The following is a 13756-nucleotide window of genomic DNA, read 5'->3' as shown; positions in this document are numbered from 1 at the left end:
CGCTCCGTTCCCCACATTGCTGAGCGGCAAAGTGTGCTTCGCTAAGGATTCAGGTCGAAGCCGATCTATCGAAAACCGGATTGACCACCCGCCCCGTCCCTGACTCAATGAGGCCATGGCTAACATTCCTTCCGACTTAAAGTATGCGAAAACGCACGAATGGGTGCGCGTGGCGGGCAACGTAGCGACGGTGGGCATTACCGACCATGCCCAACACGAGCTGACGGGTGTGGTCTTCGTCGAGTTGCCCGAGGTGGGCCGGCAGATCAAGGCCGGCGAGGCCTGCGCCGCAGTCGAGTCGGTCAAGACCACCAACGAAATATATTCGCCCGTCAGCGGCGAAATCACCGAGGTCAATTCGGTGGTACTCACCGACCCTGCTCTGGTGAACAGTGAACCATACGCAGGGGGTTGGTTCTACCGGATTAAGATGTCGAACCCCGCTGAGCTGAACGCGCTGCTCGAGCCTAAGCAATACCAGGCCCAAATCGGCGGAGCCTGACCTTCTGCCTCAAGCGCTACCAACTCGCGCCTCACTTCTGTTGTTGCCCGCGTGGAATGAAGCGCAGATCGGGTCTAACGATTGGCATCGAGCTATCGCCGCCGCTGGGGTTTATGATGCACCGATCATCCAGTTGGGGACCCGGCACGACCACAATGCAGCTGCACGGCGCTGTCTCGTAAACGCCCGGTGCGACCCTCGGCGAGCCGGCGGGGACATGGAGGTGGTTCGAGCGCACCGTCCCGCAGGCGCCTGGAGGGATGGCAGGCAACTCAGATGGCCGTGAGGCAGACCGCCGGAAGGTCCTGAGGTTGAAGTCCGGTCGGCTGGTCCGGGCTGGAGGCAGAACGTGCAAACGGCTCATCATCAGCGGTGCGATAATGACACTATTGCGAACGGTTACCACCTGGCGCATTGGCGCGACTGGTGACAAACGCTCCTGTAAGACTTCCTGAGCTGCGGCCACAACACCCAGAAGAGCCAGCGCAACTCCCGCGCCTGCTGACACAATACACTTCACAATACTGTTAGACGAGAATCACCCGCGAGTGCTCCCGGATGATCGCATTCAGGTACCCGTAAATCTCGCCCTGTCTGCAACCCGGCCTGCTCTCCGGGTTGCCCCTCCGGAGGACGGATTACGCAACTGCAAGTGCCGAAAATGTGTTCGACAAAGAGCGTTGCATCGCGGACGCTGAGAGAGATGAGAGCCAAATTAATAGCTGCCATCTGCGCACTGGCAGTCACCTGCTGCAGCGTCACTCCTGCCTCTGCGGCCGACAACACCGGGGCTCTGGCGGTGGCCGCCGATGCTGTCGTAGTCCGACCGGCCTGCCTGGTCGCGACCGTTGTCGGTTCGGCGGTGTTCGTGGTCGCCTTGCCGTGGGCGGCGGCATCCAGAAGCGTTAAGAGGACCGCCGACGCCCTTGTGGTCAAGCCTGCCCAGGCCACCTTCACCCGCCCGCTGGGCGACGTGGACTCCCTGTCGGACGAGTAGGTGCCCCGGCTTGGAGTTAACCCTGAAACCGCGCCTGCCGACCGACGGCAGCGTGAGAAGGGGAGATTTATATGATCACAGAGGAGAGCTTCCTGGATTTCAAGTGTCCGTATTGTGGCGACCCGGTTGCGTTCCCGAAGGAAAGCGCCGGGTTCGCCCAGGCATGCCCCAACTGCACCGAGAGCCTCATTGTGCCCGACGATGGAAGCGACGTCGGAGGGGAGATCCCCCTGCCCATCACCACCAGCAGGCTCATCATTCGGCGATTCGCCGCCCATGACTGGAAGGACTTGCTGGAGTTGATGTCAGACGAGGAGTTCTTCCGTTACCAGGACAGCGTGCCCCTGGATGAGGACGGCGTGTTGCACTGGTTGGAAAGCGACGCCCACGTGAAGCTGACCACACCCGACCAGACTTTATACCTGGGAATCGAGACTCGAGAGGGCGGCAAACTCATCGGGTATATGGGGGTGAACTTTCCCGACTCGCACCGCCTGCAGGTCACCTTCAGCATTGGCTTGAACCGGCAGTTTCAACGGCAGGGCTTCGCCCATGAAGCCGTCGTGGCGTTGCTGACCTTCTGCTTCGAGGGCTTGAGGCTGCACCGGGTCGCCGGCTGGTGCGACAGCCGGAATACCGCCGCATGCCGCCTCCTGGAGAAGGCGGGCTTGCGGCGAGAAGGCGAATTCCTGAGGAGCCGATGGTCGCATGGCGAATGGTCCAGCTCAATCTGGTATGCCATACTGGGCGAAGATTACCGCAAGGCTGACTCCAACCCGCCGCAGTAGCTTGACATCCCAGCCTTCCTCCGGACCACCTAAGGCAACCTCGTTGGCAACCGCGCCTTGGGCTTGGCTGCCGCGCGGCACAGGGGCATCCCCGGTCGCGGGCCAACAGTAATCAGTATTCAGCCGCCAAACCTCGACCCCTATGGACCTAAAGCCCTGGAAGAAAGTCAGCTCGCAACCCCTCGGCGACTTCCGCATCTTTACCCTACGATCCGACCGCGTCATCTCGCCCCGCACCCGGGAGGCGCAGGACGTGTACGTATTGGACTGCGTCAATTGGGTCAATGTCATCGCTGTCACGCCCGAGCGGCACCTGGTGATGATTGAGCAGTACCGCCACGGTTCGCAGACCGTCGAACTGGAAATCCCCGGCGGCATGATAGATCCCCACGACGCCTCGCCTGAAGCGGCAGCCGCGCGCGAGCTGGCTGAGGAGACGGGTTACGAGGGCGAGAATCCGTGCACCATTGGCCGCGTATTCCCGAACCCGGCCATCATGAGCAACACGTGCTCGACTGTCATGTTCGAGAATTGCCGCTGCCTGCACCCGGTCAAGTTTGACCATGGGGAGGACTTGCTCACTCGGCTCGTGCCCATTGGCGACCTCCCGCAACTGGTGGCGGGTGGCAAGGTCAAACACTCGCTGGTCGTCGTCGCGCTGAACTTCTTTGATCTGTGGCAGCGGGGAGTCCGCTAGCCGGGCGCTATCAGGGCAGGGACATCAGCCCGCAAGGAGTCTCACCGTAACCTCACCAGAGTCTCACCGGACGCACACCGTGGATACACCCGATCACCCTGCCCGGCTCATCCGGCCGACTGGCGCACCTTCTCCTTTTTCTCCTCGCACTCGGCCCGGAGCGTCTTGCGATCACTAAGCAGTTGTTTCTCCAGTTGTTCCACGGCCTCAGCGTCGCCTTTGTCAACCGCCTTTACAATCTCGCCTTTGAGGAAGATCTCACGCTCCGCGATCTTGGCGGCGCACTTGGATTCCAGTTCGGCGATCTCCTTCTTCTGCTCAGCGGTCAGTTTCACTGTAGGCGCAGCTTTGGCCAGCCGTTCCATAGCGAGTTCGTAGGCGGTCTTCATGGTGATAGTGACTTTTCCATTGCAGCCTAGTCCACGGGCATGTCACGGCGCAAGCGCGCGAACTTGGGCGCGGCGGCGGAATGGGGTGTTCACCCCATACCCGAACCGGGTTGAATATGGCACATTTCCCTGATTACGGGGAACTTATAAGGCTCGCCGGGAGGCAAAGCGAGCACCTTGGCGCGGGAATTGCGAGACTGACGATTATGGCTAGCACACGAGGCCCATCGAGGGGAGCCGTGCTGTACGTTGAGGACAGCACGGAAGACTATGCGTTGCTGGAGTTGGCGGCCAGGAAGTGCGGCACGCCGTTTTCCTTGCTGCGCGCCGTGGATGGCGAACAAGCGATTGCCTACCTGAACGGAGCGGAGGTTTACTCCGATCGCGACACTTACCCATTTCCCGACTTGGTCTTGCTCGACCTCAAACTGCCCCGCCTGGACGGGTTCGAGGTGCTGCAGTGGATCCGCGACAATCCCGCTACCAAGTCGCTGCCTGTGGTCGTCCTGGCCGGCTCGTCGTTCCGCGCCGATATCCGCCGGGCACTGGAGCTTGGCGCCAATTCCTACGCCGCCAAGCCGGGCACTTTCGCCGAATTGCAGGTCCTGATTGACCAGACCGCCGACGTCTGGCTTGCGCAAGCCAAGACGCCAAGCTGACCAGCGCCGCGCCAATCGAGGGCAAAACGGCGGTCGGTTTCAAGCGGAGGATTCGCATCTCTATCAAAAGGCTCGCTTTGGCCGTTGCTCCGGTTTATGAACGGGGCTGAATGATCACGGTGGAAGGCCTCAAGCCGAGCGTGGGGAAACCTGCGCGCGTGTCTTATCTCGTAATCCTGGCGACGTTTGTTCTGGTGGGATGGTTCCACATGGCCACGCCGTTGCTGGCGGCGCTGTTCTCCTATTTGGCCCTCACCAAGCTCCATTTCCTAAAGCGCGGGGGCAAATGGCTGGCGGTCGTCCTGTTTCTGATCCTGCTGTCCGCAGCGACTTACGTCCTCGGTCACTTCACCGCTCAAACCATCCGCGCGCTGCCTGAAATCGCCGACAAGGCCATTCCCTCAGTGATTGAATGGGCCAGGCAATATCAGGTCGAACTCCCATTTACGGATTATGACAGCTTGAAGGAGCTTGGACTGGATACGGTCAGAAACCAGTCGCAATACCTGGGCGGCATTGCCAAGTTCGCTCGGGGCGCCACGACGCAGTTTTTATTCCTCGCCATGGGCTGCGCGATTGCCATCGGGCTGTTCCTGAACCCCCGGCTTGAGATCGACCGGGAGAAGCATCTGATCCGCAACAACTTTTATTCGCTGTGCTGCGACCACATTGCCGTGCGGTTCACCACTTTCTACCGGAGCTTCGCCACCGTCATGGGAGCACAAATCCTCATTTCGGCCGTCAACACGGTGTTCACCGGCATATTTGCCCTGGCAGTGCAGTTGCCCTACGCGGTGGTAGTAATCGGGGTGACGTTTCTGTGCGGGCTGCTGCCCATCGTGGGTAATTTGATCAGCAACACAATTATAGTCGCCATCGGTTTCACAGTTTCCCCCCAAATTGCCCTCATAGCCCTGACGTTCCTGGTGCTCATCCACAAACTGGAGTATTTCCTCAATAGCAAGATCATCGGTCATCGAATCCGCAACCCATTCTGGCTGACCTTGCTCGCCTTGATCGTCGGTGAGAGGCTCATGGGGGTGCCGGGGATGATCCTCGCCCCGATTGTACTGAACTATCTCAAGCGCGAAGCCTCAATCGTTGAGGTTGGAGACCAGGAAGCTCCTAGGCCGGCGCCCTCTTCCTGATCAGCCCGCCGCGCTACCGCTTTGATCCGCCGGCGGCGATTTCGTCTCCACCGGCGCCGGTTCCGGGTGCACCGTCACGTCCGCTCCGGGCAAAATCGTCTCCACCGCGCGCTCCACGCGCTCGGTCAGCTCGTGCGCGGAGCGCAGCGACTGCTCGCCATCCACGGTAATGTGCAAATCCACGAAGTAGTACGGCCCCGAATGGCGAAGCCTAACCGCGTGGCAATCGATCACACCGTCCATCTTCGCCACGGCTGTCTTGATTTGCTCACCCACCCCGGGTGGAGAACTGTCGAGGAGCGCCTGGATCGTGCGCATCCCCAGCCGGCCGCTCACCACCACCACAATTCCCGCGACCACCAATGCCGCGACGGCGTCCGCATTCAAGAGGAAGCCCAAGCCCGGATACCAGCTTGCGAGCTTGACTCCCAGCAGGCCGATAATCACCACCGCCGAGCTCCAGATGTCGGTCCTGAAATGCAGCGCGTCAGCTTCGAGGGCTTGGCTGCAGTGCTTGGCGGCCACCCGGTACAACATCCGGGAACGCGACACATCCACCGCGATCGAGATAGCCATGATCGCGAAGGCCCAGATGGACGCGTCCACCTGCGCGGGCTTTGCAGTCAGCCGCAACAATGACTCGCGGATGATCCAGGCACAGGTTCCCAGCAGCAGGAGTGTCTCGGCCAGGGCCGAGAGGTTTTCCACCTTCCCATGCCCGTAAGTATGGTCCTGATCGGGGGGCTTGCTGGCCGCCCGCACCGCCACCAGGGTAACCAGTGCCGTCACCAAATCGAGACCCGAGTGAGCCGCCTCCGCCAGAATCCCCAAGCTGCCGCTCAATAGGCCAACCACGACCTTCAGACTGGTCAGCAGAAGGGCCGCGAAGACCGAATTCAATGCTGCGGCGCTCGTCTGCCGGGCGCGAGTGGTTGATTTCATAGGTGCTGGACCGCGATGGGCGGCTGGGCCTTGCTGCCGGCCGCTCAGCCAAAGTTCAGTCCGGCCTTGCCTCCCACCTCGAAAATATGTTCCCGCGCGCCGGCGTACTCCTCCGCCGTTTTGAGGTGCTCGAGCATTAGGGGCGGACCCTGCGGCAGCGCCGCCAGGCGCTTCAGGAAAGTCACGTAGTCCAGCGAGCCTCGCCCGGGTGCCACCTCGCGGAAATGAACATTCATTTCCACGTCCCAGGCTAAATCCTTCGCGTGACAGCTCACGATCCACTGGCCCAGCTTATCGAAGCACTCATCCAGCAGGGCGGTGTTGTGGTAAAACCTCTCCGGCGAATTGATCAGGTTGCATGGGTCCAGGTGCACCCCGAATGCCGGTCGGTCTACCGCTTTGATCAGCCGCGCGTAACTGTCCGGGCTGTCCGGCAGCGCCCAGCCCATCATCTCGTAACAGAACCGGGCGCGCCGGGGCCTCACCGCGTCAATAACCTTGCGCGCGTTCTCGACGATGGCGTCGAAGGCCCGCTGCGAGAGGTTTTCCGGGTGCGGGCCGAACCACGAGGTCGTGCTGAACGTCCCGGCAATATCCACGCAACATCGCGCGCCGATTGCTTCCGCCAGGGCTAACCCTTCCGTCACGGCCTCCAGGTTCTTGCGTCGTTCTTCCGCCTCGGCATCCAGCAGGTTGCACCACCGGCCCACTTCCGCGATCACTACGTCATGCCGGGCAAATGCCTCGTTCAACGCCCGGATCCGGTCAGTGTCTTTCAGGGCCACCCCTGGGCAGTAGGCCGCGCGATAGCCCAGTTTCCTGTGCGCCAAAGCTAGCGCCTCGGGGTCTTCGGTTTTGGCAAATGTGGGGCCGCCAAGCCGAATCGTTCGCCGTCCCTTCTGTGCCTCCGGCGCCTGGCCGAATAAGATCTCGCCTGGGTGCAGCAGTGCCGCCACGGCGGCCACCGCAAAGGACTCCTGCAGAAACGCGCGACGATCGGAGCGGCGGACTTGCATAGCCCCCTTCTCTCATGCCCGCCCCCTCGTTTCAAGCCTTCTTAGCCGGGAACCGCCCGCCGCGCATTCTGGTTTGGACTTGCTGACGTTGGTTCACAGGCTAGAGTTAGACTATGAAGAAATTAGAGGCACGCTGTTGTTACTGTTTACGAGGCGCCCTGTGCTTTCTCCTGTTGGGCGCTTGGGCCGCAACTGGAGCGGAACCAACCGCGCTCGAGTTGATTAAAGAAGGCAACAAGTCCGTTGGCCAGCAGAGCCAGGACAAGGTCCTGCTCATTCGATCTGAGAAGTCCTTCCTCAGCGATACGCCGAACATCTGGTATATCGTGTACTACGATCCGTCTGTCATGTCCAAGAAGGTGGAGGTGAAGTTCGGAGCTGGCCGGCAAATCGGGATCAAGCGCGGTTGGAACCCTGTCGGGCGCAGCGGCACGATGGACAGAGTCATGGATCTCAAGAAGCTCAAGTATGACTCGAATGACATAATCAAAGCCGCGGTTTCAGATCCGCTCGTCGCCAAAGCCACCATCAAAGCCACGCAGCTTTGGCTGGAAAACATCGAGGCAACGCCCCGGTGGAAGATACGGCTTTGGGCCGCCAAACTGAATCAGCCGAATACTACGGTGAATATCGGTGATCTCTACTTTTCCGCAGAGACCGGAACAGTGGTGAAGAGCGAGTTGCATATTGAAAGGGTGAACTGATTTCATGCTCAGCGTGGGGCTGGTTTGACCGGTCAGCGCCAGCTTGGGGAGAAAGCGGGGCTTTCGTGGGTTTCCCCAAAGGGAAAACTGTTCCGCGTGCCATTTTCAGCCAACCGGCGAACAATAAAGGGTTGATGTTTGGCAAAACGGACGTAGCCGCTATTGCTGGCTTGGCGCAGGTTGTTTGGGCTGCTATTCAATCGCTGTACTATGCCGTTCTCGCCCAAACCAGCTGAAAGCCGGCGCGAGTTCTTTCGCGCCACGGTGCGCTATGGCCTGCTGGGACTGCTGAGTGCTGGCGTTGCGGCTCTGGCAGCACGTCCCAGGATCCTTGCGGGGCAGCATTGTGTGAATCAGGGTATTTGCTCCAGTTGCAGTCTTTTCACCGCGTGTAAGCTGCCTCAAGCTCTCTCCGCCCAACGCGCCAACGACAAAGGCTGACATGAAAGACCCTGCTCGTGATTCGTGATATTACCCGGCGCCGTTTCCTCGCAGGCGCCGCGCGAGGGGCGGGCGTTCTTGCGGCGACCGCCGCTCCGCTGGGTGCCGTGGCTGGCCCAGGCAAGAAAGCCAATCCCTTTGCGCTCGACGTGGAACGCCTCCGCAAGACGGACCCCAAACTCATCTGCTACCAACAGGTCGGCCGCTTTGTTAGCCCCCAACCGGGCCCCCGCCGCATCGCCATCGGTCCGGATGACCTCGTCTATCTCGCAGCGGCCAACTCGGTAATCGTGCTGGGCCAGGACGGCGCGCGAGTCAGTGAATTCACCTGCACTGCGGTGGTCCGCTCCGTGGCAGTCGCCACCGACGGGACCATTTACGCCGGCGTGCGTGATCATGTCGAAGTGCTCGACCGGAGTGGCAAGTTGCTCGCCGCCTGGGCCACGCTCGGCAAACGAGCTTGGCTCAGCAGCCTGGCGGTTGGGGAGAACGATCTCTTCGCCGCGGACTCCGGCAACCGGGTCGTGCTGCGTTATGACAAGTCCGGCAAACTCGTCGGCCGCATAGCCGAGCGGAATAAGGAGCGCAACATTCCCGGGCTCATCCTGCCCAGCCCTTACCTCGATGTGGAACTGGCGCACGATGGCTTGCTGCGCGTCAATAACACCGGACGTCATCGCGTGGAAGCTTACACTGCGGATGGCGACCTGGAGTTCTTCTGGGGCAAACCCTCGGGAGCCATTGACGGTTTCTGCGGGTGCTGCAACCCAGTGGGGCTGGCATTGCTGCCGGACGGTCGCTGCGTCACCTGCGAGAAGGGACTGCCCCGGGTGAAGGTTTACTCGAAAGACGGCGCCTTTGAATGCGTCGTGGCCGGTGTTGAGTCCTTCCCTGAAAACTGGCGGCAATGTTCGCTGGCGGATTGCACCGTAGGCGGGTTGGACGTGGCGGTGGATTCTCAACAGCGCATCTACATTCTCGATTTGGTGGCCAACGACGTGCGCATCATGAAGCGCAAAGCCTGAACGCCAAGTGGACTCCCGGCCTCAAACCCAACCGTCAGTGACGCGGCGCCAGTTCCTGCGCAGCGGCGCGCGGGCAGCCGGGCTGGCCGGGCTGGGCGCCTTCCTGGGGGTGATAGCCGGGCGCAGTACCGCCAAGGGCACAGTCTGGCAGATCGATCCCCAGAAATGCGTCCGCTGCGGCAACTGTGCCACCCATTGCGTGCTGGAACAATCCGCCGTGAAGTGCGTCCACGCTTATGCCATTTGCGGCTATTGCCAGCTTTGCACCGGCTACTTCGAACCGGAGCCTAACGATCTGAACACTGGCGCGGAGAATTGCCTGTGCCCCACTTCGGCCATCAAACGGACCTACGTCGAGGATCCGTATTACGAATACACGATTGACGAGCAGCTTTGCATCGGTTGCGCCAAGTGCGTTGAGGGCTGCAATCGCTTCGGCAATGGCTCGCTCTTCTTGCAGGTTCGGCATGACCGCTGCGTGAACTGCAACGAATGCTTCATTGCCAAAGTTTGCGCCGGGGATGCCTTCCGCCGCGTGCCCGCCGATCAGCCCTACCTGCTCAAAACGATTAGCCACTGAATGAGCCTCAGTTTACGATTTGCCAATCGCCATTTGAGCGCCTGTTCCCTTGCCTTGCGCAAGGGGTCAATCGTAAGTCGGACATGGCCCGCCTGGCTCGGCATCCTCCTGCTTTCTGTGACATGGACCTTCGCCGAGCAGCGGTTTCCGCCGCCGGATTTCGAGAGCGGGCATCAGCTTCCGGTCACCACCACCCCACCGGCGCGGGCATTGACCCTCGAGTATCTCGACGTGGCGGTGCTGGCGGGGTGCTTGGGGCTGGCAAGCTGGATGGTCTACAGGCGGCGTTCGCGCACGGGCCTGGTGGCTCTCTCGATCTTCTCCCTGCTCTACTTCGGATTCTGGCGCAAGGGCTGTGTCTGCGCCATCGGCTCGCTGCAAAATGTCTCGCTGGCACTCTGCGACCGTGGCTACGCCGTGCCGTTGAGCGTGATCGCATTCTTCGTTCTGCCGCTAGTGCTCGCGCTCTTCGCCGGAAGAACCTTCTGCGCCGGGGTCTGTCCACACGGGGCGCTGCAGGATCTGGTGCTGCTTAAGCCGGTGAAGGTGCCGGCCTGGCTGGAACAAGCTCTGAGCGTTTTGCCTTTCATCTACCTGGGCGCGGGCGTTCTGTTCGCCGCTACCGGCAGCGCCTTTATCATCTGCCAGTATGATCCATTCGTGCCCATTTTCCGGCTGAGCGGACGGACTCTGATGGTGCTGAGCGGTGCCGCGCTGCTCATGTTGGGAATGTTTGTCGGCCGTCCTTACTGCCGGTTCTTGTGTCCTTATGGGGCGCTCCTTAAACTGGGCGCGATCGTCGCCAAGTGGCGGGTGCGCGTGACGCCGGACTACTGCACCCAATGCCGTTTGTGCGAAACGTCCTGCCCGTTCGGCGCGATGCGCGAGCCCCAGGCCAGCCCGGCAGGGGCGCAAGCCTTGACCCGGGACCGCCGGCGGCTGGCGCTGTTGCTGGCGCTTGCACCGGTGCTGCTGGTCGGCGGCGCTTGGCTGGGATCTGCCTTTAGCGCTCCGGCGTCGCGGCTCCATCCGACAGTCAGCCTGGCTGATCAGTTGGCGAGCGCTCAAGGGACCGCGCCCAAGTTTGGCGCCCTGTCGCCGGACGACCTGGCACTCGAGCGCGCCCGGCAAACACCGAGGGAGATTTTGACAGAGGCGGTGGCCATCCAACGCAAGTTCGCCACCGGCGGGTGGATTTTCGGCGCGTGGGTCGGGCTGGTGATTGGCTCCAAACTTATCAGCTTGTCCGTGCGCCGCCAACGCACTGATTACGAGCCGGACCGAGGCGGCTGCTTCGCATGCGCGAGGTGCTTCGAGTTCTGTCCGAACGAACTGGTCCGACGCGGCTTGATGCCGGCGGCTGTGCCCATCGCGAGTTCTGCTGCAAGCCCACAACTTCCAGGCAGGAGTTGAGCCGTGGTCACTGCGCCCCAAACCGAAGCTGCCCTCACGCCGCGCCAAGGCGGCCCCGACACAGCTTCACTGGCATGTCGGCTGACCGCATGGGTTGCTGGTGTATTCGCCGTGCTGGTGGGATTGAACCTGTGGGTAGGGCACGTCGGTGCCAAAGCGGATGACCCGCTGAAGTCGCCACAGCTCAAAGCATACAAGGAACAACTGCGGCTCAGCCCGGCCGATAAGCAGCTAAAACAGAGCATCCGTCAGCTCGACCTGGAGCTCCGTCAGCGCTACTTCCGCCAATTGTCGCAAACGGGACTTGGCGTTTACCTGCTACTCGGCAGCGCGGCTGTATTCGTCCTGGCGATCACGCAGGGCGCCCGGCTTCGCAAACGCGTGCCGATGCCCGGCCCCAAAGCCGATGATCCGGAACAATCGGTTCGCTCTGCTGCCAGAGCCCGCTGGTCGGTGGCGGGCTCCGGCGCAGCCATCGGCGTCCTGCTTTTCATTCTTAGCCTTGGCTGGGGTACAGCCCTGCCGAAGCAAACAGCAGAATTGGAGAAACTGCTTGGGCCAAACGATAGAGCCGGTGCCGGGGGACTGAACGCTGCGGGTCAGGCACAAGCGAGCGATGCGGCCACGCCCGAGGAACTCCGACAGAACTGGCCCCGCTTTCGGGGCGCGGACGGCAGTGGCGTTTCCATTTTCACTAACGTGCCGACATCGTGGGACATGAAGACTGGCGCCGGCCTCGCCTGGAAGGTTCCAGCACCGGCTCGGGGTTTCGGCTCACCCATTGTTTGGGGTGAGCGCGTCTTCTTCTCTGGCGGTGATGCGCTCAAGTGTGAGGTTCTCTGTCTCGACGGCAACACGGGTCAAACGCTTTGGCGGCAGCCTGTCGCGGGTGGCCCCAACGGACCGACACAAGCCGATGTCCCGGATTCCACCGGCTATGCCGCTTCGACCGTCGCTACGGACGGCCGGCGCGTCTACGCCCTTTTTGCGAACGGCGACTGCGCGGCATTCACCCTGGAAGGAAAACCGGTCTGGTCCAAGAGCTTTGGCGCACTGAGTAATCCTTACGGTCACGCCACCTCGCTAGCCACTTGGCGCGATCGGTTGATTGTGCAACTTGACCAGGGGGACGGCGAAGACGGCAAATCGAAACTCTACGCGTTGGATGGCCGTACCGGCCAAATCATCTGGCAGCGACCGCGCAAGACCGGCGCGACCTGGGCGACCCCCATTTCCATTGAGGAGGGCGGCAGATCGCAGGTCATTACGCTCGCTGCCCCCCTCGTGATCGCTTACTCGGCAGACGACGGCTCAGAACTATGGCGAGCCGACTGCATGAACGGGGAGATTACGCCCTCGCCCGTGTTCGCCGGGGGCTTGCTTTTTGTGGCCAGCCCGTCAGAGAAGTTGATGGCGATTCGTCCGGACGGGCAGGGGGATGTTACCAAAACCCATCAAGTGTGGGCCGTCGAGGATAACGTGCCCGATGTCACCAGCCCGACCAGCAACAGCGATTTGCTTTTCATGCTGACGACCTCGGGCATGCTGACGTGTCTCGACGCCAAAGACGGCAAGAAGCAATGGGATCACGACTTTGAGATAGAATTTCACGCATCCCCCAACCTGGCTGGAAACCGGCTTTACTTGTTCAGCCAGAATGGCACCGCAGTGGTGGTCGAGGCCGCGCGGCAGTTCAGGGAGTTGTTCCGAACCGAAATGGGCGATGCGCTTCATGCGAGCCCGGCATTCGCGCGGGACCGGATTTTCTTGCGCGGAGTGACTAACGTGTGGTGCGTTGGTGCGGCGGCACGCGAGAAGATAGCAGGAAAGCAATGAAGTCCGAAGGCCGAAATTCGAAGCCCGAAAGAAGGCCGAACGCCGAGACTCGAACTCCGGCCTCCGGCATTGCCTGCGGCGTCCGCATAGCCTTCGGATTTCGGCCTTCGGATTTCGAATTTCCTTCGGGCTTCGGCCTTCGGTATTCGGATTTTGCCGCATGAGCCTTGACCTGAGATACGTGGATAAGGCGGTCGAGCGTAGTGGACGCACACCCGATGCCGTCATCCCCATCCTGCAGGCCATACAGGACCATTACGGTTACCTGCCCGAGGCGGTGGTGCGCCGCGTTTGCGCGGCTACGCAGATTACACCGGCGGCCATCAGCGGGGTTGCGACGTTCTACGACATGTTCCGGCACACGCCGAGCGGCAGGCATATCGTCCAAGTGTGCCATGGCACGGCCTGCCATGTGGGCGGCTCGGAGCGCGTTGAGGAAGCGCTGCGCCGTCACCTGAGGATTCCCGAGGGTTCGGACACCGACGTGGCCCGGCGGTTCACCATCGAGCGGGTAGCCTGCCTGGGCTGCTGCACACTTGCTCCAGTAGTGCGCATCGAGGAGGAGACCATCGGCTATGCGACGGCGGAAAAAGTGCCAGGTGCGGTTCGCGACTTTCTG

14 protein-coding genes and 1 pseudogene are annotated in these 13756 nt (G+C 61.5%); 12 read left to right on the top strand and 3 right to left on the bottom strand.

Annotation, left to right across the window (positions count from 1 at the left end):
* The first annotated feature begins 115 nt into the window (after positions 1–115).
* The 4 genes from gcvH (at position 116) to P5205_20530 (ending at position 2984) form a co-directional block, all read left to right on the top strand.
* The gene (gcvH, locus tag P5205_20545; protein ID HSA12755.1) at positions 116–502 is read left to right on the top strand and encodes a glycine cleavage system protein GcvH; all 387 of its coding nucleotides are present in this window, start codon (positions 116–118) and stop codon (positions 500–502) included.
* 703 nt (positions 503–1205) lie between these two features.
* Positions 1206–1499, top strand: coding sequence for a hypothetical protein (locus tag P5205_20540; GenBank protein ID HSA12754.1), 294 nt, complete (start codon positions 1206–1208; stop codon positions 1497–1499).
* A gap of 71 nt (positions 1500–1570) precedes the next feature.
* The gene (locus P5205_20535) at positions 1571–2287 is read left to right on the top strand and encodes a GNAT family N-acetyltransferase (GenBank protein HSA12753.1); all 717 of its coding nucleotides are present in this window, start codon (positions 1571–1573) and stop codon (positions 2285–2287) included.
* A 142-nt stretch (positions 2288–2429) separates the two neighbouring features.
* Positions 2430–2984, top strand: a complete 555-nt coding sequence (locus P5205_20530) for an NUDIX hydrolase (protein HSA12752.1) — start codon at positions 2430–2432, stop codon at positions 2982–2984.
* Between the two features lie 107 nt (positions 2985–3091).
* On the opposite strand, the gene P5205_20525 is transcribed toward P5205_20530, so the two are convergent.
* Positions 3092–3373: a hypothetical protein gene (locus tag P5205_20525; protein ID HSA12751.1), complete on the bottom strand. Its 282-nt coding sequence runs from the start codon at positions 3371–3373 to the stop codon at positions 3092–3094.
* A 206-nt stretch (positions 3374–3579) separates the two neighbouring features.
* On the opposite strand from P5205_20525, the gene P5205_20520 reads away from it, so the two are divergent.
* Positions 3580–4032 carry a response regulator gene (locus P5205_20520; protein HSA12750.1) on the top strand — a complete coding sequence of 151 codons (453 nt, stop codon included), beginning with the start codon at positions 3580–3582 and terminating at the stop codon, positions 4030–4032.
* A 110-nt stretch (positions 4033–4142) separates the two neighbouring features.
* A complete protein-coding gene (locus tag P5205_20515) occupies positions 4143–5180 on the top strand; it encodes an AI-2E family transporter (GenBank protein ID HSA12749.1) in 1038 nt (345 codons plus the stop codon).
* On the opposite strand, the gene P5205_20510 is transcribed toward P5205_20515, so the two are convergent.
* The gene (locus P5205_20510) at positions 5181–6122 is read right to left on the bottom strand and encodes a cation diffusion facilitator family transporter (protein ID HSA12748.1); all 942 of its coding nucleotides are present in this window, start codon (positions 6120–6122) and stop codon (positions 5181–5183) included. It lies immediately after the preceding gene.
* A 44-nt stretch (positions 6123–6166) separates the two neighbouring features.
* On the bottom strand, positions 6167–7138 hold the full coding sequence (locus tag P5205_20505; protein HSA12747.1) for a TIM barrel protein: 972 nt from the start codon (positions 7136–7138) through the stop codon (positions 6167–6169).
* A gap of 113 nt (positions 7139–7251) precedes the next feature.
* Between P5205_20505 and P5205_20500 the strand changes: the two genes are divergently transcribed.
* From P5205_20500 to P5205_20475, 6 genes and pseudogenes are all read left to right on the top strand, one after another.
* A complete protein-coding gene (locus P5205_20500) occupies positions 7252–7842 on the top strand; it encodes a hypothetical protein (protein ID HSA12746.1) in 591 nt (196 codons plus the stop codon).
* A gap of 458 nt (positions 7843–8300) precedes the next feature.
* On the top strand, positions 8301–9308 hold the full coding sequence (locus P5205_20495) for a hypothetical protein (GenBank protein HSA12745.1): 1008 nt from the start codon (positions 8301–8303) through the stop codon (positions 9306–9308).
* A 7-nt stretch (positions 9309–9315) separates the two neighbouring features.
* The gene (locus P5205_20490) at positions 9316–9888 is read left to right on the top strand and encodes a ferredoxin (GenBank protein ID HSA12744.1); all 573 of its coding nucleotides are present in this window, start codon (positions 9316–9318) and stop codon (positions 9886–9888) included.
* Positions 9889–11301 (top strand): 4Fe-4S binding protein, encoded by a 1413-nt coding sequence (locus P5205_20485; protein HSA12743.1) that lies wholly within the window; start codon positions 9889–9891, stop codon positions 11299–11301. It abuts the gene before it with no gap.
* A 3-nt stretch (positions 11302–11304) separates the two neighbouring features.
* Complete coding sequence (locus tag P5205_20480; GenBank protein ID HSA12742.1) at positions 11305–13137, top strand: PQQ-binding-like beta-propeller repeat protein; 1833 nt, start codon at positions 11305–11307, stop codon at positions 13135–13137.
* A gap of 160 nt (positions 13138–13297) precedes the next feature.
* A pseudogene (locus P5205_20475) lies at positions 13298–13735 on the top strand (NAD(P)H-dependent oxidoreductase subunit E).
* The last annotated feature ends 21 nt before the right edge of the window (positions 13736–13756 follow it).

This window comes from Candidatus Paceibacterota bacterium, assembly GCA_035452965.1.
In the GTDB taxonomy this organism is placed as follows: Bacteria; Verrucomicrobiota; Verrucomicrobiia; order Limisphaerales; family UBA8199; genus UBA8199.
This window is presented reverse-complemented; position numbering and strand designations above follow the sequence as displayed.

Coding starts and splice junctions, on each gene's coding strand:
- gcvH (HSA12755.1), top strand. CDS start 116: ATGGCTAACATTCCTTCCGACTTAAAGTATGCGAAAACGCACGAATGG.
- P5205_20540 (HSA12754.1), top strand. CDS start 1,206: ATGAGAGCCAAATTAATAGCTGCCATCTGCGCACTGGCAGTCACCTGC.
- P5205_20535 (HSA12753.1), top strand. CDS start 1,571: ATGATCACAGAGGAGAGCTTCCTGGATTTCAAGTGTCCGTATTGTGGC.
- P5205_20530 (HSA12752.1), top strand. CDS start 2,430: ATGGACCTAAAGCCCTGGAAGAAAGTCAGCTCGCAACCCCTCGGCGAC.
- P5205_20525 (HSA12751.1), bottom strand. CDS start 3,373: ATGAAGACCGCCTACGAACTCGCTATGGAACGGCTGGCCAAAGCTGCG.
- P5205_20520 (HSA12750.1), top strand. CDS start 3,580: ATGGCTAGCACACGAGGCCCATCGAGGGGAGCCGTGCTGTACGTTGAG.
- P5205_20515 (HSA12749.1), top strand. CDS start 4,143: ATGATCACGGTGGAAGGCCTCAAGCCGAGCGTGGGGAAACCTGCGCGC.
- P5205_20510 (HSA12748.1), bottom strand. CDS start 6,122: ATGAAATCAACCACTCGCGCCCGGCAGACGAGCGCCGCAGCATTGAAT.
- P5205_20505 (HSA12747.1), bottom strand. CDS start 7,138: ATGCAAGTCCGCCGCTCCGATCGTCGCGCGTTTCTGCAGGAGTCCTTT.
- P5205_20500 (HSA12746.1), top strand. CDS start 7,252: ATGAAGAAATTAGAGGCACGCTGTTGTTACTGTTTACGAGGCGCCCTG.
- P5205_20485 (HSA12743.1), top strand. CDS start 9,889: ATGAGCCTCAGTTTACGATTTGCCAATCGCCATTTGAGCGCCTGTTCC.